At 67.7% G+C, this 16660-nt stretch carries 18 protein-coding genes; 3 read left to right on the top strand and 15 right to left on the bottom strand.

What is annotated here, in order from left to right; genetic code table 11:
• The first annotated feature begins 16 nt into the window (after positions 1–16).
• Positions 17–589, top strand: coding sequence for an acetolactate synthase small subunit (ilvN, locus tag TSB10P1A_RS01940; protein ID WP_186386223.1), 573 nt, complete (start codon positions 17–19; stop codon positions 587–589).
• 456 nt (positions 590–1045) lie between these two features.
• Positions 1046–2593, top strand: coding sequence for a 2-isopropylmalate synthase (locus TSB10P1A_RS01935; protein WP_186386222.1), 1548 nt, complete (start codon positions 1046–1048; stop codon positions 2591–2593).
• A 163-nt stretch (positions 2594–2756) separates the two neighbouring features.
• Here TSB10P1A_RS01935 and TSB10P1A_RS01930 read toward each other — a convergent pair whose 3' ends face one another.
• The 4 genes from TSB10P1A_RS01930 to miaA all read right to left on the bottom strand — a co-directional run bounded on the left by TSB10P1A_RS01930 (position 2757) and on the right by miaA (position 5808).
• Entirely contained in the window at positions 2757–3350 is a 594-nt protein-coding gene (locus TSB10P1A_RS01930) for a PIN domain-containing protein (RefSeq protein ID WP_186386221.1), read from the bottom strand.
• A complete protein-coding gene (locus tag TSB10P1A_RS01925; RefSeq protein WP_186386220.1) occupies positions 3347–3811 on the bottom strand; it encodes a helix-turn-helix domain-containing protein in 465 nt (154 codons plus the stop codon). Before TSB10P1A_RS01925 ends, TSB10P1A_RS01930 begins: the two co-directional genes overlap by 4 nt.
• Positions 3812–4090: 279 nt before the next feature.
• Positions 4091–4633 (bottom strand): GNAT family N-acetyltransferase, encoded by a 543-nt coding sequence (locus tag TSB10P1A_RS01920; protein WP_186386219.1) that lies wholly within the window; start codon positions 4631–4633, stop codon positions 4091–4093.
• 263 nt (positions 4634–4896) lie between these two features.
• Positions 4897–5808 carry a tRNA (adenosine(37)-N6)-dimethylallyltransferase MiaA gene (gene miaA, locus TSB10P1A_RS01915; protein ID WP_186386218.1) on the bottom strand — a complete coding sequence of 304 codons (912 nt, stop codon included), beginning with the start codon at positions 5806–5808 and terminating at the stop codon, positions 4897–4899.
• A 32-nt stretch (positions 5809–5840) separates the two neighbouring features.
• On the opposite strand from miaA, the gene serB reads away from it, so the two are divergent.
• Positions 5841–6740 (top strand): phosphoserine phosphatase SerB, encoded by a 900-nt coding sequence (serB, locus tag TSB10P1A_RS01910; RefSeq protein ID WP_186386217.1) that lies wholly within the window; start codon positions 5841–5843, stop codon positions 6738–6740.
• A gap of 78 nt (positions 6741–6818) precedes the next feature.
• Here the strand turns inward: serB and TSB10P1A_RS01905 are convergent, their stop codons facing one another.
• The 11 genes from TSB10P1A_RS01905 to TSB10P1A_RS01855 form a co-directional block, all read right to left on the bottom strand.
• Positions 6819–8342, bottom strand: coding sequence for a DegQ family serine endoprotease (locus TSB10P1A_RS01905; RefSeq protein ID WP_186386216.1), 1524 nt, complete (start codon positions 8340–8342; stop codon positions 6819–6821).
• Positions 8343–8459: 117 nt separating this feature from the next.
• Positions 8460–8645, bottom strand: coding sequence for a DUF2065 domain-containing protein (locus tag TSB10P1A_RS01900; protein WP_186386215.1), 186 nt, complete (start codon positions 8643–8645; stop codon positions 8460–8462).
• Positions 8642–9574, bottom strand: a complete 933-nt coding sequence (gene hflC, locus TSB10P1A_RS01895) for a protease modulator HflC (protein ID WP_186386214.1) — start codon at positions 9572–9574, stop codon at positions 8642–8644. Before hflC ends, TSB10P1A_RS01900 begins: the two co-directional genes overlap by 4 nt.
• Positions 9574–10743 (bottom strand): FtsH protease activity modulator HflK, encoded by a 1170-nt coding sequence (gene hflK, locus TSB10P1A_RS01890; protein ID WP_186386213.1) that lies wholly within the window; start codon positions 10741–10743, stop codon positions 9574–9576. Before hflK ends, hflC begins: the two co-directional genes overlap by 1 nt.
• A 274-nt stretch (positions 10744–11017) precedes the next feature.
• Entirely contained in the window at positions 11018–11860 is an 843-nt protein-coding gene (fghA, locus tag TSB10P1A_RS01885; protein ID WP_186386212.1) for an S-formylglutathione hydrolase, read from the bottom strand.
• 25 nt (positions 11861–11885) lie between these two features.
• On the bottom strand, positions 11886–12422 hold the full coding sequence (locus tag TSB10P1A_RS01880) for a GNAT family N-acetyltransferase (protein ID WP_186386211.1): 537 nt from the start codon (positions 12420–12422) through the stop codon (positions 11886–11888).
• Between the two features lie 8 nt (positions 12423–12430).
• Positions 12431–12841, bottom strand: a complete 411-nt coding sequence (locus tag TSB10P1A_RS01875; RefSeq protein ID WP_186386210.1) for a helix-turn-helix domain-containing protein — start codon at positions 12839–12841, stop codon at positions 12431–12433.
• 101 nt (positions 12842–12942) lie between these two features.
• On the bottom strand, positions 12943–14052 hold the full coding sequence (locus TSB10P1A_RS01870; RefSeq protein ID WP_186386209.1) for an S-(hydroxymethyl)glutathione dehydrogenase/class III alcohol dehydrogenase: 1110 nt from the start codon (positions 14050–14052) through the stop codon (positions 12943–12945).
• 118 nt (positions 14053–14170) lie between these two features.
• The gene (locus TSB10P1A_RS01865) at positions 14171–14707 is read right to left on the bottom strand and encodes a dihydrofolate reductase (protein WP_186386208.1); all 537 of its coding nucleotides are present in this window, start codon (positions 14705–14707) and stop codon (positions 14171–14173) included.
• Between the two features lie 121 nt (positions 14708–14828).
• Complete coding sequence (gene ilvC / locus TSB10P1A_RS01860) at positions 14829–15848, bottom strand: ketol-acid reductoisomerase (protein WP_186386207.1); 1020 nt, start codon at positions 15846–15848, stop codon at positions 14829–14831.
• A gap of 54 nt (positions 15849–15902) precedes the next feature.
• Positions 15903–16556, bottom strand: a complete 654-nt coding sequence (locus TSB10P1A_RS01855) for a TetR/AcrR family transcriptional regulator (protein ID WP_186386206.1) — start codon at positions 16554–16556, stop codon at positions 15903–15905.
• Positions 16557–16660: the final 104 nt, after the last annotated feature.

The raw sequence follows: 16660 nt of genomic DNA, 5'->3' as shown, positions 1-16660 counted from the left end.
CGCGGAGACGAACGAGATGAACGCACAGAACCTCAATGCGCCCTCCGCCTATTTCATGGCCGAGGTGGTCGAGCCGGTCGAGAGCCACACGCTTTCGGTGCTGGTCGACAACGAGCCGGGCGTGCTTGCCCGCGTCATCGGCCTGTTCTCGGGCCGGGGCTACAACATCGACAGCCTGACCGTCTCGGAGACCGAGCACGAGAAGCACCTGTCGCGGATCACCATCGTCACCACCGGCACGCCGATGGTCATCGAGCAGATCCACCATCAGCTCGAGCGGCTGGTGCCGGTGCACCGGGTGACCAATCTGACGGTGGAGGCGCGGCGCCGCAATTTCGAGAAGCCGCTGGAGCGGGAGCTGGCCCTGATCAAGGTGGCCGGCATCGGCGAGAAGCGGCTGGAGGCGCTGCGGCTGGCGGATGCGTTCCGCGCCACGGTGATCGACGCGACCGCGGAGCATTTCGTCTTCGAGATCACCGGGCGGACCAACAAGGTGGAGCAGTTCATCGCCATCCTGAAGCCGCTCGGCCTGGTGGAAGTCTCGCGCTCCGGCGTTGCAGCGCTGCAGCGCGGCCCGGAAGGCATCTGACAGTGCGGAGAGGGCGGGAGCGATCCCGCCCGTTTCGCTTCGTGCGCAAGCCTGCCGCGCGAGATCCATGAAAGTCCGCGCAAGGATCTTGCAAGCGCGCGGGCGATCGGATACCACCTTGATGCACTAACGCTTCTTTCGGGACATCTTGCGCAAGCTTGGCGCAGTCTCCCGTGCCACCGGCCCGCAACGGACGGGCGAGACGCAAGGACTGGACGACCCGCATGATCGCCGCTGGCACATCTGCCGCTTTTGCGATCGACGCGCGCACGGCGCGCGGCGGAGCCCTGCGTCGCGGCGGCCTCCTTCTCCTTATCTGCCCCTGAGCACCGGCTGCCTCCCAGCGGAACGGAGGCGGGCGCTCAGGGGACGAAACCTTCACCGACCGATGCATTTTCGGCCCGCGCCCCATGGACACGCGAGCGGCGCAGGGCCCGACCCGAAGGGAAACGGATAATGTCTGCCCAGGATCAGATCTTCATTTTCGACACCACCTTGCGCGACGGCGAGCAGTCGCCCGGCGCCTCCATGACGCTGGAGGAGAAGCTGCAGGTGGCCGAAATTCTCGACGACATGGGCGTCGACATCATCGAGGCGGGCTTTCCGATCGCCTCCAACGGCGACTTCGAGGCGGTCTCCGAGATCGCCAAGCGCACCAAGCGTTCGGTGATCGCGGGCCTCGCCCGTGCCATCCATGCCGATATCGACCGGGCCGGCGAGGCGGTACGCCATGCCGAGCGCGGCCGTATCCACACCTTCGTCTCCACCTCGCCGATCCATCTGGAGCACCAGATGAAGAAGACCGAGGCGCAGGTGCTCGACATCATCACCGACACGGTCGGCCGGGCGCGCAACCTGATCGACGACGTGGAATGGTCGGCGATGGACGCCACCCGCACGCCGATCGAATATCTGTGCCGCTGCGTCGAGGCGGCGATCCGCGCCGGCGCGACGACGATCAACCTGCCGGACACGGTCGGCTATGCGACGCCGGACGAGTACAAGGCGATGTTCGAGCAGATCCGCGCCCGGGTGCCGGACGCGGACAAGGCGATCTTCTCCGTGCACTGCCACAATGACCTGGGCCTCGCCGTCGCCAACTCGCTGGCCGGCGTCGCCGGCGGCGCGCGGCAGATCGAATGCACGATCAACGGCCTCGGCGAGCGTGCCGGCAATGCGGCGCTGGAAGAGATCGTCATGGCGATCCGCACCCGCTCCGACGTGCTGCCCTATGGCTGCGCGGTCGAGCCGCGCTACCTCACCCGCGCCTCCAAGCTGGTCTCGGCGGTGTCCGGCTTCCCGGTCCAGTTCAACAAGGCGATCGTCGGCAAGAACGCCTTCGCGCATGAAAGCGGCATCCACCAGGACGGCATGCTGAAGAATGCCGAGACCTACGAGATCATGCGCCCCGAGGATGTCGGCGTGAAGGCCACCTCGCTGGTGATGGGCAAGCATTCCGGCCGCCACGCCTTCCGCCAGAAGCTGGAGGAACTGGGCTACGAGATCGGCGACAACGCCTTCGAGGACGCCTTCCGCCGGTTCAAGGATCTCGCCGACCGCAAGAAGCACGTCTATGACGAGGACATCGAGGCCCTGGTCGAGAACGAGATCGCGACCCAGGGCGAGCAGATCAAGGTGATCGCGCTGACCGTGATCGCCGGCACCGGCGCCGCCGGCAAGGCGATCCTGACGCTCGACGTCAACGGCCGCCACGAGACCCGCGAATGCACCGGCGACGGCCCGATCGACGCCACCTTCAACGCGATCAAGGCCATCGTGCCGCACGACGCGCGCCTGTCGCTCTATCAGGTGCATGCGGTGACGGAAGGGACCGACGCGCAGGCGGAGGTGTCCGTCCGGCTCGAGTCGAACGGCCGCATGGCGACCGGCAAGGGCGCGGACACCGACACGCTGGTGGCCTCGGCCCGCGCCTATATCTCGGCGCTCAACCGGCTGATCGCCCGCCAGAGCAAGCCGGACCATCAGGAACTGCGCGCCGTCTGAGCCGCCGGCCTGACCGGACTTGCCCCAGGACAAAGCCCCCGGCGGAGCGATCCGCCGGGGGCTTTTTGTAAAGTGCGGAGCGTCATCCCTTGCGGGCTGGCCGGCGGCGCGGAGAGCGGGGATTTATCGGAAGGCCCAAGGGGGCGTCAGGAACCTGCGGGGTTTACACGCCGTTGCCGTCCGAGGGCATCAGAACTTCAAACGCCGCGAGGTCCTTCGCCAAACGCGGAACGCCGGACCTCGCCAAGCTCGCGAGATAGTCCGCATAATCCAGGGACGGGTTGACGTAGTGGAGGAAATCACTGCGAACCGCCTCGATGAACAGCTCAGGTGCGAGGTCGAAAACGTCCCTGAGAAAATCGTCGGGGTGTTTCGTATGCAGGCGAAATCCCGCCAGGGCGGCGGGCGGAAAGTCGTTCTCGTTGAAGGTAACGATGACGCTGGCGCGGGTGAGAATCGCGGCGGCGACCACATGCCGATCATCCGGGTCCGGCAGTTCAATACTCTGTATGAGTGGTTCATATCCTTCCACGAGGCAGTCCGGGACTGCCGCGTTCATCGCCGCGCGGGTCTTCGCCAAATCTTCCGGAGCGAGATCGGGTCGGTTCTTGATCAGGTTTCGCACCCACTCATCGTGAATTCGCTCCGACCACCTGGCGCGGAAGAGCTTTGTCTGTGCAACGAAGAGCGCGAGGCTGCGAAGCCTCGCGCCATAGAAGACATTGGCATCGAAGAACGCGGTGAAGGTCGAGATCATTCGAGCCCAAGTCGCCTTGCCTCATCACCGAGATCGACGAGGGCCTTTTTCTGTTCCTCGCGGCAAGCGTTCTCATATCGGATCAGGTCCGCGAAGCGCACTCGGCGGTGACTGCCGACCTTCCGGTACTGGATCTTTCCAGCTTCCAGTTGCCGGATCAAATGGGGCCGGGAAACATTCAGATAATCGGCGGCCTGCTGCGTCGTCAGTTCCGCCTCATGCGGGATCAGCGACATCGGGGTGCGGTTGGCCATTGCTTCCAGCACCTCGTAAATGAGAGCAACGGCGCGCGCGGGCAGGGGAACGATGATCTTGTCGTCCCCCTTCCCATCAACGGTAATTCTGATGCTCTCGTTGGTTTCGGCGACCGCCCGCAAGCGATCCGCAGCCTTTCGGGCAATGACCGCTTCCGCCTCATCGGCGACAAACGGCTGATGCGTCTGGTCCATGAGCGCAAGCATCCTATCCCTCCTGTAGCTCGTCGAAGAGCCGGCTCCTCTTGAGCCGGTTCGTCCCCGGTGTTTTCAACACTGTCGTCGACAATCGAAATAACCGCAATAAATGAAATAAGCGCTACATCTCCGATTTTCCAGCCGCAGCGATCGAAAACCGCTATCGAGCGCAAAGAACGTTAATGGGGCCGCGGAGTTGTCGGATTCCCGTAATCGCAAAGGACGCTGAGGATCGCCGATTGCGTTCGCAAGAGAAAGCGATGTGAAGGCAGCTTGGCCCGCCGCGCCTCAGGCGCTGGCGCGGGCGTAGCGGGCAAGGGCGGGCGAGAGCACCTGCAGGCAGTCGAAGACGTTGCCGTCGATCACCATGCGCTGGCGTATCGAAAAGCCGATGCTTTCCACCATGCGGCGGGCCGGATCGTTGCCGGCGGCGACGAAGGCGATGAGGTGGGTGAAATAGGTGCGTTCGAAGAACCAGGTCACCAGGGCGCCGGCCAGTTCCGAGGCATAGCCCTTGCCCCAGAACTGCGGCTTCAGGCAGATGCTCAGCGCCACTTCCGAGGTTTCGGGGAAGACGGAGAAGCCTGCCCGGCCGGCAAAGCCGCCATCGCGCAGGGTCGTCTTCCACTGGCTGAAGCCGCGGTGGTCTTGACCCTCGATATAGTCGCGCAGGTGCTGCTCGGCGTCCTCGCGCGAGCGGATCGCCTCGTGGGAGGCGAGGAAACGATTGACGTTCTCATCGCTGTGCAGGGTATGGAGATCGCCCACGTCGGCTGGCGTGAAGGCGGCAAGCCGCAGGCGTGGTGTCTCGAGTATCGCAGTGTCCGCCATGTCTCTCTCCTTGCGGTCCGTCGCCCGTGGAGGGCGCGGTGTCCGTAAAAGACGGTCTGGCGGGATCGGGACCTGTCGGCCCTTCCTCCGGAAGACAACCCGCGCGATCTGCGCCGCGTCGGGCGGGGTGGCGCATGATGGGATGCGCCGGACAGAGCCCGCCGAACCGTGGCCGGAATGCACCGGGGCGTGGCGAGCGGGAAACTCCATAGATGGAGTTTATGGGCAAATGATGACATTGCAATCAAAGGCTGTGGCGCCCGCTATTCTCCACGCAGAAAGCGGTGCCAGGCGGCGGCGTCCGCCGGATCAAGGCGGGGCCAGTCGCCGAGCTGGCCTCTGAAGAAGGTCTCCTGTCGCTTGGCATAGCGGCGGGTCTCGGTGGTCGCCTTGTCGATGGCCGGGTCCAGCCCGGCAAGGTCGGGCGCAAGGCGGCCAAGCTCGCGCAGGCCGATGGCCTTCATCGCCGGCAGGTCCGGGTCGAGCTCGCGGGCCAGCAGGCGGCGGGCTTCCTCCATGGCGCCCTGATCGACCATGGCGCGGAAGCGGTCGGCGATGCACGCGTGCAGCCAGGGACGCGGCGGGGCGAGAACGACACGGGCAGCCTCCGGTCCGACCAGAACCGGCCCCTGCTGCCGCTGCCAATAGGCGAGCGAACGGCCGGTCGCCTCGATCACCTCCAGGGCCCGCAAGATGCGCTGGGTGTCGCCGGGCTCGAGCCGCGCGGCCATCGGCGGATCCACCTCGGCCAGCCTTTGGTGCAGCGCGCCGGCGGGTGCATCCGCTGCTTCAGTGCGCAGGCGGGTGCGGATCTCCTCCGGGATCGGCGGCACGGCGGACAGGCCGCCGGCAAGGGCGCGGAAATAGAGGCCGGTGCCGCCGACGATGATCAGCGGCCGCCCGGCGGTGCGCGCCTCGTCCAGCACCTTGGCGATGTCCTCCAGCCAGCGGGCGACGGACCAGGGCTCGGCGGCATCGACATGGCCGTAGAGGCGGTGCGGTGCCCGGGCGAGATCCGCCGGCGAGGGGCGGGCGGTGAGCACGTCGAGATCGGCATAGACCTGCATGCTGTCGGCGTTGACGATCCAGCCGCCATCGCGCTCCGCCAGGTCCAGGGCCAGCGCCGACTTGCCGCTTGCCGTGGGTCCGGCTATCAACGTCACCGGTTTCGCCACGTCTTCCTCATTCCCTTTCAAGGCGCCTCACGATGTCGCTCGTCGCAACCCTTGTCGCCAATCCCTCGCGCCCGGTCCTCGACGAGACGCTCGTCGCGCGGGCGCTGCATGTGCTGCCCGTGGGCGCCGCTGCCGCCGACTGGCTCGCCGCCGGCATCGCCTGCGACCTTGCCGTCGACGGCGATCCGGCGCATGCCGGCGCGTTCGACGCGGCCTTGCGCCAGGTGCTGGCGGACGCGCCCGTCGACGTCCTTGTGCAGAAGCGCGAGGGCCGACGCAAGCGCCTGCTGATCGCCGACATGGATTCCACCATGATCGGCCAGGAATGCATCGACGAACTGGCCGCCGCCGTCGGCAAGAAGGACGTGATCGCGGCGATCACCGAACGGGCGATGCGGGGCGAGCTGGAGTTCGAGCCGGCCCTGCGCGAGCGCGCGGCGATGCTGGCCGGCCTCGGGGAAGAGGTGATCGGCGAGGTGCTGAAGTCGCAGATCACCCTGACGCCCGGCGCGCGCGAACTGGTCGGCACGATGCGGGCGCATGGCGCCTATTGCGCGCTGGTCTCCGGCGGCTTCACGGCCTTCACCTCGCAGATCGCGGCGCAGCTCGGCTTCCACGAGAACCGGGCCAACACGCTGGGCATTGCCGAGGGACGGCTGACCGGCAAGGTGGGCGAGCCGATCCTCGGGCGCGAGGCCAAGCGGCAGCGGCTGGAGGAACTGCTCGTGGAGAAGGGGATCGAGGCGGAGGCGTCGGTGGCCGTCGGCGACGGGGCCAACGACCTGGCGATGATCGAGCGCGCCGGGCTGGGCGTTGCCTATCGGGCCAAGCCGGCAGTGGCGGCGGCGGCCGACGCGAGGGTCGACCATGGCGACCTGACCGCGCTGCTCTACTTCCAGGGTTACCGGGCCGGCGAGTTCGCCGCCGGCTGAATCGCGCTTTTCGAGGGACTGGAAAAAAGGCCGCGGGCGAACCCGCGGCCTTCGTGTCTTCGGGGCGGGGTCGCGGTCCTACTGCTCGATGGAGAGCGGGATGAAGCGGACCTCGCCCTGCGCATTGGCGATGAGGAACAGCGCCAGGCGGCGGCTCTCGCCCTTCAGGGCCTCGATGCGGGCGATGATATCGGCCGGGTCGGTAACGGTCTCCTGCGCCACCTCGACGATCACGTCGCCGGCAGCGATGCGCTTTTCGGCAGCGCCCGAGCCATCTTCGACGGCGGTGACGACGACGCCCTTGACGTCGGCGGCGATCGAATACTGGCTGCGCAACTCGTCGGTGAGGGTGGACAGCGTCATCCCGAGCACCGTCGGGGTGTCGGTGGCCGGGGCCTGGTCGGAGGGAGCCGTGCTGTCGGCGGCAGCGGAGGCGTCGGCCTCCTCGAGACGGCCGAGCTTGACCTGGAGCGTGACCTCCTCGCCCTTGCGCAGGACGACGACCGAGACTTCCTCGCCGACCGGCGTGTCGGCGACCATGCGCGGCAGGTCATGCATGGCCGGAACGCGGGCGCCGTTGAACTCGATCACCACGTCGCCGGCCTCGAAACCGGCCTCCTCGGCCGGTCCGCCCTCGGTGATGCCGGCGATCAGCGCGCCTTCGGCCTTGTCCATGCCGAGGCTCTCGGCGATCTCGTCGGTGACTTCCTGGATGCGCACGCCGAGCCAGCCGCGGCGGGTCTCGCCGAACTCGCGCAACTGGGCGATGACCCTGGTGGCGATCTCGGAGGGAATCGAGAAGCCGATGCCGATGGAGCCGCCGGAGGGCGAGATGATCGCGGTGTTGATGCCGATCACCTCGCCGTTGCGGTTGAACAGCGGGCCGCCGGAATTGCCCCGGTTGATGGAGGCGTCGGTCTGGATGTAGTTGTCGTAAGGGCCGGAATTGATGTTGCGGTTGCGGGCGGAGACGATGCCGGTGGTGACCGTGCCGCCGAGGCCGAAGGGGTTGCCGATCGCCATCACCCATTCGCCGACGCGCAGGGCGCGCGAATCGCCGAAGGACACGGCTTTCAGCGGTGTCGGCGAGGTCACCTTCAGCACGGCGATGTCGGTCTTGCTGTCGCGGCCGATCACCTCGGCGACAAGCTTGCTGCCGTCGTTGAAGTTGGCAGTGATCTCGTCGGCCCCCTCGATCACGTGATTGTTGGTGACGATGATGCCCTGTTCGCCGTCGATGACGAAGCCCGAGCCGAGCGACTGCACCCGGCGCGGGCGGGCATTGTCGCGGTTCTGGCGGTTGAAGAACTCGTCGAAGAACTCCTGGAAGGGCGAGCCTTCCGGCACCTGCGGCAGCGGCACGGAGCGCTGCGCGGTGACGTTCTGGGCGGTCGAGATGTTGACCACCGCATCGAGCAGGGACTCGGCGAGGTCCGGGATCGATTCGGGCGCCTGGGCGCGTGCGGCGCGGTGGTCGACCACGGCGGCGGGAACGGCGAGGGCAAGGGCAAGGGCGGCCGCGGCGAGACGCTGCGCGATGCGGCGGGTGCCGGCCTTGCCGGACGGGCCGGCCTGACGCGGGTCGGTGTTCAACAGGGCCATAGGCCGTTGTCCTCCATCTGGGTTCGGGGTCCGGTGCCCCGCGATGTCTTGCGGCCGGACGGAGCGCGTTGCGCCCCGGCCGACCCCGGCAAACCTACGTCCGATTTCCGCGCAAGGCTATCCGCGGACGAGCCAGACGATGAAGACGCCGATTATGGCGGCAATCAGTCCGCCCGTCCGCAAGACCCCGTCCGGCAGTTCCAGCATCTGCCGGATCGCCTGTTTCATGGCTCCCGGGGCGAGCGCATAAAGCGCCCCCTCGAGAGCCAGGACGAGGCCAAGCGCAACCCACAGGTCGCTCACTGGGCGAGCGGACCCCGGGCCACCGGCGCCTCGCCGGTGGCGGCGGGCGGCTGCGGCTGGTTGCGTCCGCTGGGATCGCGGAAGTAGCGGAAGAACTCCGAGGTCGGCGACAGCACCATCGAGGTGTCGCCGGTCTTGAGGCCTTCCGAATAGGCCTGCATCGAGCGATAGAAGCTGAAGAACTCCGGATCGCGGTTGAAGGCCTCGGCGAAGATGCGGTTCCGCTCCGCATCGCCGTCACCGCGGATCACCTCGGCGTCGCGATTGGCTTCGGCGACGATGACGGTGGAGTCGCGGTCGGCGCGCGAGCGGATACGCTGCGCCTGCTCGGCGCCCTGCGCGCGGATCTCCGTCGCCTCTCGCTGACGCTCCGTCTGCATGCGGCGGAACACCGCGTCGGAGTTGGTCTGCGGCAGGTCGGCGCGGCGGATCTTCACATCCACCACCTCGATGCCGATCGGCGCGGCGCGGGCGGCGACGTCCTGACGGATCTGGTCCATCAGCCCGGCGCGGTCGTCACGCACCATCTGCACGAAGGTGGCGCGGGCGAGCACCGAACGCAGGCTCGACTGCAGGAAGGTGGACAGGCGCTGATTGGCCTCGCTGGTGTTGTTCACCGTCTGGAAGAACAGGACCGGATCGGTAATGCGATAGCGCGCGAAGGCGTCCACCACCAGCCGCTTCTTGTCGAACAGGATCGGCTCGATCAGCGGCATGTTCAGGTCGAGCACGCGCTTGTCGAAATAGACCACGTTCTGGACGAAGGGGATCTTGAACTTCAGGCCCGGCTCCTGCTCGGCCCGCTTGATCTCGCCGAACTGCAGCACCAGGGCCTGCTGGGCCGGGTTGACGATGAACACGGACAGGTAGAAGGCGAGCGCTGCGACGGCGACGATAATGCCGCCGATCCCGAAAATACCGTTCTTCATCACTGGTTGCCTCCGCTGCGGGCGGCGCCCTGGTTTCGGTTGAGCTGGTCGAGCGGCAGATAGGGCACGACGCCCGAGCCGCTGGTGCCCTCGTCGATGATGATCTTGGCGTTGCGGCCGAGAACCTGCTCGATCGTCTCCAGATAGAGACGCTCGCGGGTCACGGACGGAGCCTTCTGGTACTCGTCCAGGATCTTGACGAAGCGCTGCGCCTGACCGTTGGCCTCGGCGACCGTCTGGTCGCGATAGGCGTTGGCTGCTTCAAGCAGCCGGGCCGCCTCGCCTCGGGCCTCCGGCACGACGCGGTTGGCATAGGCCTGGGCCTCGTTCTGGATGCGCTCCTGGTCGGCGCGCGCGGCCTGCACGTCGCGGAAGGCCTCGATGACCTGCTGCGGCGGGTCGACCTTCTGCATCTGGACCTGGGTGACCTCGACGCCGGCACCGTAAGTGTCGAGCGCGGTCTGCATCAGGCTCTGCACCGCGACCTGGATGGGCGTGCGGTTCTCGCCGAGAATGGCGTCGATGTTGCTCTCGCCGACCACTTCGCGCATGGCGCTTTCGGCGACCGCCTTCACCGTTCCATCCGGGTCCTGGATGTTGAACAGGAAGTTGGAGACGCCCTCCGGCGTGTTCCGGATGCGCCACTGCACCTTGAAGTCGACATCGACGATGTTCTCGTCGCCGGTCAGCATCAGGCTTTCCTCGGCGACATCCTGCGTGGTGACGCGGTTGCCGCTGACGGTCTCGCGCATGCCGACGGTCAGTTCGCGGATGCGCAGGACTTCCGGCGTGTAGACGGCGCCGACCGGATAGGGCCAGTTGTAGTTCAGGCCGGGAGCGGTCTGGTTGGTGACCTCGCCGAAGACCAGCTCGACACCGACCTGGCCCTGCTCGACCCGGTAGAAGCCGGTGGCGAGCCAGACGCCGGCGGCGATGATCACCGCGAGAAGGATGCCCTTGAAGCCGAGATTGCCGCCGCCGGGCAGCACCGTCTTCAGGGTGTTCTGGCTGCGTTTGAGCAGCTCTTCCAGATCCGGCGGGTTGCCACCGCCGCCACCGCCGCGCTGCGGACCGCCCCCCCAGGGACCGCCACCGCCGGAACCGCCCCAGGGGCCACCGCCCCCGCCGCCCTTCCAGCCGCCGCCACCGTTCTGGTTGCTCCAAGGCATCAAGACATCCTTACACTGGGGAAACGGCACCGTACCGTTTCCGGTTGTTCGTCGACACGCCACACGGGCCTAGTCGGGTTATAGGGAGATTGGCCCCGGCTTTCAACGAAAGCCGGCGGATACATCACCTCGTGGAATTGGCGATGGCAGGGCGCGATGTCAATGTGCGACCGGCGGGAAAACGCCGTTCGCACGAGGCGGTGACGAATTGGCGCAGCCGTCCGACGCCTCCGGGCGGCGAAGGCCGCCGCCTGGAACAAGGACCCCTCCCGCCTCAGCCGGTCAGGCGCGCGGCATGCCAGGCGACGTGATCGGCAAGGAAGGTGGAGATGAAATAATAGGAGTGGTCGTAGCCGCCCTGCATGCGCAGGGTGAGGTCGACGCCGGCCTTGCGGCAGGCCCGCTCGAACGCCCAGGGCTTGAGCTGCTCTTCGAGGAAGCCGTCGGCGCTGCCCTGGTCGATCAGGATGTCGCCGGACCAGCCGGTATGCTCGACGAGGTGGCAGGCGTCGTGCGCGGCCCAGACCGCGCGGTCCTTGCCGAGATAGGCGGTGAAGGCCTTTTCGCCCCAGGGGCAGTCGAGCGGGTTGACGATGGGAGCGAAGGCGGAGACCGAGCGGAAGCGGTCGGGATGCTTCATCGCCAGGGTCAAGGCGCCGTGGCCGCCCATCGAATGGCCGGTGACGCCGACGGCGCCCTCCCACACCGGCAGTTCGGCCGCGACGAGGTCGAAGAGCTCGCGCGCAACATAGCTTTCCATCGCGAAATGCGGCGCCCAGGGCGCCTCAGTCGCGTCGATATAGAAGCCGGCGCCCTGGCCGAGGTCGTAGGTGGCGTCATTGGCGACGCCCTCGCCGCGCGGGCTGGTGTCCGGGGCGACGAGGATCAATCCGTATTCGGCGGCCAGGCGCTGGTAGCCGGCCTTGGTGGTGGCGTTCTCCCAGGTGCAGGTGAGGCCGGAGAGATAGAAGAGCGTCGGGCAGGCCTCGCCGCGCAGCGCCTCGGCCGGCAGGAAGGCGGCGAATTCCATGTCGGTGCCGGTGGCGGCGGAGGCATGGCGATAGACGCGCTGCTCGCCGCCGAAGGCGCGGGCTGAGGAGATGAGGTCGAGGGTCATGGATATCGGCTCTCGCGTGAGGGGATCAGGTGTCGTGGCAAGCGGGATCGCGCAGCATGTCGACATGCGGGATCCCGTCTTCCAGATAGGTCTCGGATACCGGCACGAAACCGTGCGCGGCATAGAAGGCGGTCAGATGCGCCTGCGCCGACAGCGCCTGCGGATGGTCTGGGGCAATGCGCCGGGCTTCGGCAAGGGCGGCGCGCATCAGATAGTCGCCAAGGCCGGTGCCGCGCCAGGCCGGGGCAACGACGATGCGGCCGATGCGCAGCGGGGCTCCCGGCGCATCGGGTCGCAGCAGGCGCAGGCAGGCGGCAAGCTCCGTGTCGCCAGCGCCGCCCTCGCCGGGAGCGGTGACCAGAAGATGACGGGCCTGCGGATCGCGGCCGTCGATCTCCGGATAGGGGCAGGCCTGCTCGACCACGAAGACATCGACGCGCAGGCGCAGCAGGTCATGGAGCTGGCGCGGCGTGAGCGCGTCCATCTCCGCCCAGAAGGCGGTAAGGGGCGGCCTGCCGGCAATCGCCGGAAGGGCGGGATCGTCGACGGGGCGGGCGGTCATGGCTGCGCTCACGCGCCGGGACCTTGCGTGTCCTTGCCGATCAGCCGGCCGATCTGCTCGACCTGCGCCTCCAGCCGGGCGAGCGCCTCGCCGGTGCGCTCATGCGTCTCGCGCAGCAGCTTGAGGCTCGAGGCGATCAGCGCCATCTCGCTGGCGAGCGGCGTCTCGGCGGGCGCGTCGCCGAGGCCGTAGAGCAGCCAGGTGGGGCTGACGCCGAGAAAGCCGGCCAGCATGGTCAGCCGGTTGGCGCGGGGTTCGGAGCGTCCGGTTTCCCAGGCGGTGACGGTCGCGGTCTTGACGCCGATGCGCCGGGCAAGCTGGGCGGAGGAGAAGTTCGCCGCCTCGCGTGCACGGCGGATGCGCCCGCCGATGCTGTCGCCGTCACGGGGCTCGGCCCACATGGTTCCGGTTTCGCTCATCGTTCCCCCCGGTTGTGTTGTGTCGACCGCAGGTGCGGCCGGCCCCGCAGGCGGGGCGTGGTGCGGGCCGGAAGGCGTCGTCCGCTCCCGGCCCGCTTTGATCAGAACGTGACGACCGAGCGGATCGACTTGCCCTCGTGCATCAGGTCGAAGGCCGTGTTGATCTCCTCGAGCGGCATGGTGTGGGTGATCATGCTGTCGATCTCGATCTTGCCGTCCATGTACCAGTCGACGATCTTCGGCACGTCGGTGCGCCCGCGCGCGCCGCCGAAGGCCGAGCCGCGCCAGGAGCGGCCGGTGACGAGCTGGAACGGCCGGGTGGAGATCTCCTGCCCGGCGCCGGCAACGCCGATGATGATCGATTCGCCCCAGCCCTTGTGGGCGCATTCCAGCGCCTGGCGCATGGTGTCGGTGCGGCCGATGCATTCGAAGGAATAGTCGGCGCCGCCCTTGGTGAGGTCGACGAGATAGGGCACGAGATCGCCCTCGACCTCCAGCGGGTTGACGAAATGGGTCATGCCGTAGCGCTCGGCCATGGCCTTCTTGTCGGGATTGATGTCGACGCCGACGATCATGTTGGCGCCGGCGAGGCGGGCACCCTGGATGACGTTGAGGCCGATGCCGCCGAGGCCGAAGACCACGACATTGGAGCCCGGCTCGACCTTGGCGGTGTTGACGACCGCGCCGATGCCGGTGGTGACGCCGCAGCCGATGTAGCAGATCTTGTCGAAGGGCGCGTCGGGGCGGACCTTGGCGAGAGCGATCTCCGGCAGCACCGTGTAGTTGGCGAAGGTCGAGGTGCCCATATAGTGGAAGATCTTCTCGCCGCCGATGGAGAAGCGCGAGGTCCCGTCCGGCATCACGCCGGCTCCCTGCGTCGAGCGGATCTTCTGGCAGAGATTGGTCTTGGGATTGAGGCAGTATTCGCACTCGCGACACTCGGGCGTGTAGAGCGGAATGACATGGTCGCCCGGCTTTAGCGAGGTGACACCCTTGCCGACCTCGACGACGACGCCGGCGCCCTCATGACCGAGAATGGCCGGGAACAGCCCTTCCGGATCGTCGCCCGACAGGGTGAAGGCATCGGTGTGGCACACGCCGGTCGCCTTGATCTCGACCAGCACCTCGAAGGCGCGCGGGCCCTCGATCTGCACCGTTTCGATCGACAGGGGCTGGCCGGCCTTGAAGGCGACTGCGGCACGTACGTCCATGGAAAACCTCCGGCTATGGGACGATTGGAGAGGGGGAATCCGGTTCCGCCCCGCTTTGGACAGCGATCCTAGGAAATTGGGCCGGCGGACGAAAGGCCCGAGGCGACAAACAGTTGTTTCAGCACGCCGCCTGTGTACAGCGGCGATAGGTCAGGAAGGTGACGTCCGCGGTATCCTTTTCCCCGCGCGGCGGCGTTTCGCGCGTGACTTCCCGCCACTCCTGCGGATCGATCTTCGGGAACAGGGTGTCGCCCTCGGGCGCCGCATGCACGCGGGTGATCTCCAGCCGGTCGGCGAGGGGAAGGGCGGCGGCGTAGATCGTGCCGCCGCCGACCACCATGATGGCCGAGACGCCGGCCTCGGCGGCGGCATCTGCGGCAAGCGCGAAGGCCTCGTCGAGCGAGCCGGCGCGGGTGGTGCCCTCATGCGCCCAGCCGGCATCGCGGGTGACGACGATGGTGCGGCGGCCGGGCAGCGGCCGGCCGATGGACTCGAAGGTCTTGCGGCCCATCACCATGGGATGGCCGAGGGTGAGGCGCTTGAAATGCTTCAGGTCGGTGGAGAGCTTCCAGGGCATGTCGCCGTCCGCGCCGATCACGTCGTTCTCGCCGACGGCGGCGACGAGCACGATCTCGGGTCTTGCGGATGCGGTCATGTCCGGCTCCTGGCGGGTGGTCGTCGGCGCCTGTAGTAGCGCCCTCGCCCTCAAATGAAAACGGCCCGCGGGTGCGGGCCGTCTCCGTTTTGCTCGGAACGCGCGGGAAAGCGCGTGCGGATCAGTTGCGCTCCTTGTCGACCAGGGCGCCCTTCTTGATCCACGGCATCATGCCGCGCAGCTTCTCGCCGACCGCCTCGATCTGGTGAGCGTCGTTGAGGCGGCGGGTCGCCTTGAAGCGGGCCTGGCCGGCCTTGCATTCCTGCATCCACTGCGAGGTGAACTTGCCGGTCTGGATGTCGGTCAGGATGCGCTTCATCTCGGCCTTGGTCTCCGGCGTGATGACGCGCGGGCCGGACATGTACTCGCCCCACTCGGCGGTGTTGGAGATCGAGTAGTTCATGTTGGCGATGCCGCCCTCGTAGATCAGGTCGACGATCAGCTTCACCTCGTGCAGGCACTCGAAATAGGCCATTTCCGGGGCGTAGCCGGCCTCGACCAGCGTCTCGAAGCCGGCGCGGATCAGCTCGACCAGGCCGCCGCAGAGCACCGCCTGCTCGCCGAACAGGTCGGTCTCGCACTCTTCCTTGAAGGTGGTCTCGATGATGCCCGAACGGCCGCCGCCGACGCCGCAGGCATAGGCCAGGCCGAGGTCGAGGGCGTTGCCCGAGGCGTCCTGGTGGACGGCGACGAGGCACGGCACGCCGCCGCCCTTCTCGTATTCGCCGCGCACGGTGTGGCCCGGGCCCTTCGGCGCGACCATGAGGACGTCGACGGTGGGCTTGGCCTCGATCAGGCCGAAATGCACATTGAGGCCGTGGGCGAAGGCGATGGCCGCGCCGTCGCGGATGTTGCCGGCGATGTGGTCGCGATAGATGTCGGCCTGCAGCTCGTCCGGGGTGGCCATCATCATCAGGTCGGCCCAGCCGGCCGCCTCGGCGACGCTCATGACCGTGAGGCCGTCGGCCTCGACCTTCTTGGCGGTGGTGGAGCCGGGACGCAGGGCGACGACGATCTCCTTGACGCCGGAATCCTTGAGGTTCAGCGCATGGGCGCGGCCCTGGCTGCCATAGCCGATGACGGCGACCTTCTTGGACTTGATCAGGTTGAGGTCGGCATCGCGATCATAATAAACGCGCATCTGGTGTCTCCCGTTTGGCGTTTGGATTGGGCCGGGAACCGTTCCCGGCCGGGGTCAGCTCCGTCCCGCGGCCGCGCTCTTGTGCGACAGGGGCGGATGAAGGGTGATGAACTGGTCGACGGCGCGGCGCGCCTGACCGGCGAAATCGGCGTCCTCGCCAAGCGGCGGCTGGCCGAGCAGCCAGCGGCCATGGGCATCGCGGACGATGAGGCCATACAGCGTGCGATAGGCCTCCGTCGCATCGTCGAAATCGACATGGCCCTGGTCGCGGCCGGCCTCCAGCAGGGTGCGGGCGCGGGTGGCGATGCGCTCGCGGCCGCGCTCCAGCAGCAGGCGGCCGAGCGGGGCGCCGTGGCGGCTGGCATGGGCGATGGCGATGCGGTTGAGCGCCAGCGAGGTGTCGCCGGCCAGCACGGTGAGCAGATCCTCGGCGAAGGTCGCAAGCCGGCCGCGGAACTCGGCAAGGTCGAGGGCGCCGGCGCTTTCGCTCGGCACCCGGACCTTGGCGGCCTGATGCGCGACGATGGCGGCGAGCAAGCCGTCGCGGTCGCCGAACCAGCGATAGAGGCTCTCCTTGGAGCAGTTCGCCGCACGCGCCACCGCCGCCGTGGTCAGCGCCTTCTCGCCGCCGTCGACGACAAGACGCAGCGCCGAGGCGAGGACCTCGTTCTGGCGCGGCGTGAAATCGCTGTCGGGGACGGGGGGCATGGCGGCTGTGCGATCGTCGGTTGCGGAGAGCGAGGCGTCGGGACCGGGGTTCGGAAGTGGGCTTCGTGACCGGGCTTCGGGATCAGGCTTCGGGAGTGGACCGT

The sequence above is a fragment of the Stappia sp. TSB10P1A genome (genome assembly GCF_900185725.1).
Classification (GTDB): domain Bacteria; phylum Pseudomonadota; class Alphaproteobacteria; order Rhizobiales; family Stappiaceae; genus Stappia.
Note: the sequence above shows the minus strand (reverse complement) of the source record. Positions and strands in the feature narration are given on the sequence as shown.

Bases quoted from the DNA above. Each gene is read 5' to 3' on its own strand.
- TSB10P1A_RS01905 (WP_186386216.1), bottom strand. From the start codon at position 8,342: ATGGCCCTGTTGAACACCGACCCGCGTCAGGCCGGCCCGTCCGGCAAG.
- TSB10P1A_RS01935 (WP_186386222.1), top strand. From the start codon at position 1,046: ATGTCTGCCCAGGATCAGATCTTCATTTTCGACACCACCTTGCGCGAC.
- ilvC (WP_186386207.1), bottom strand. From the start codon at position 15,848: ATGCGCGTTTATTATGATCGCGATGCCGACCTCAACCTGATCAAGTCC.
- TSB10P1A_RS01925 (WP_186386220.1), bottom strand. From the start codon at position 3,811: ATGCTTGCGCTCATGGACCAGACGCATCAGCCGTTTGTCGCCGATGAG.
- serB (WP_186386217.1), top strand. From the start codon at position 5,841: ATGTCGCTCGTCGCAACCCTTGTCGCCAATCCCTCGCGCCCGGTCCTC.
- fghA (WP_186386212.1), bottom strand. From the start codon at position 11,860: ATGACCCTCGACCTCATCTCCTCAGCCCGCGCCTTCGGCGGCGAGCAG.
- hflK (WP_186386213.1), bottom strand. From the start codon at position 10,743: ATGCCTTGGAGCAACCAGAACGGTGGCGGCGGCTGGAAGGGCGGCGGG.
- TSB10P1A_RS01920 (WP_186386219.1), bottom strand. From the start codon at position 4,633: ATGGCGGACACTGCGATACTCGAGACACCACGCCTGCGGCTTGCCGCC.
- TSB10P1A_RS01865 (WP_186386208.1), bottom strand. From the start codon at position 14,707: ATGACCGCATCCGCAAGACCCGAGATCGTGCTCGTCGCCGCCGTCGGC.
- TSB10P1A_RS01880 (WP_186386211.1), bottom strand. From the start codon at position 12,422: ATGACCGCCCGCCCCGTCGACGATCCCGCCCTTCCGGCGATTGCCGGC.
- TSB10P1A_RS01930 (WP_186386221.1), bottom strand. From the start codon at position 3,350: ATGATCTCGACCTTCACCGCGTTCTTCGATGCCAATGTCTTCTATGGC.
- TSB10P1A_RS01875 (WP_186386210.1), bottom strand. From the start codon at position 12,841: ATGAGCGAAACCGGAACCATGTGGGCCGAGCCCCGTGACGGCGACAGC.
- ilvN (WP_186386223.1), top strand. From the start codon at position 17: ATGAACGCACAGAACCTCAATGCGCCCTCCGCCTATTTCATGGCCGAG.
- hflC (WP_186386214.1), bottom strand. From the start codon at position 9,574: ATGAAGAACGGTATTTTCGGGATCGGCGGCATTATCGTCGCCGTCGCA.
- TSB10P1A_RS01870 (WP_186386209.1), bottom strand. From the start codon at position 14,052: ATGGACGTACGTGCCGCAGTCGCCTTCAAGGCCGGCCAGCCCCTGTCG.
- TSB10P1A_RS01855 (WP_186386206.1), bottom strand. From the start codon at position 16,556: ATGCCCCCCGTCCCCGACAGCGATTTCACGCCGCGCCAGAACGAGGTC.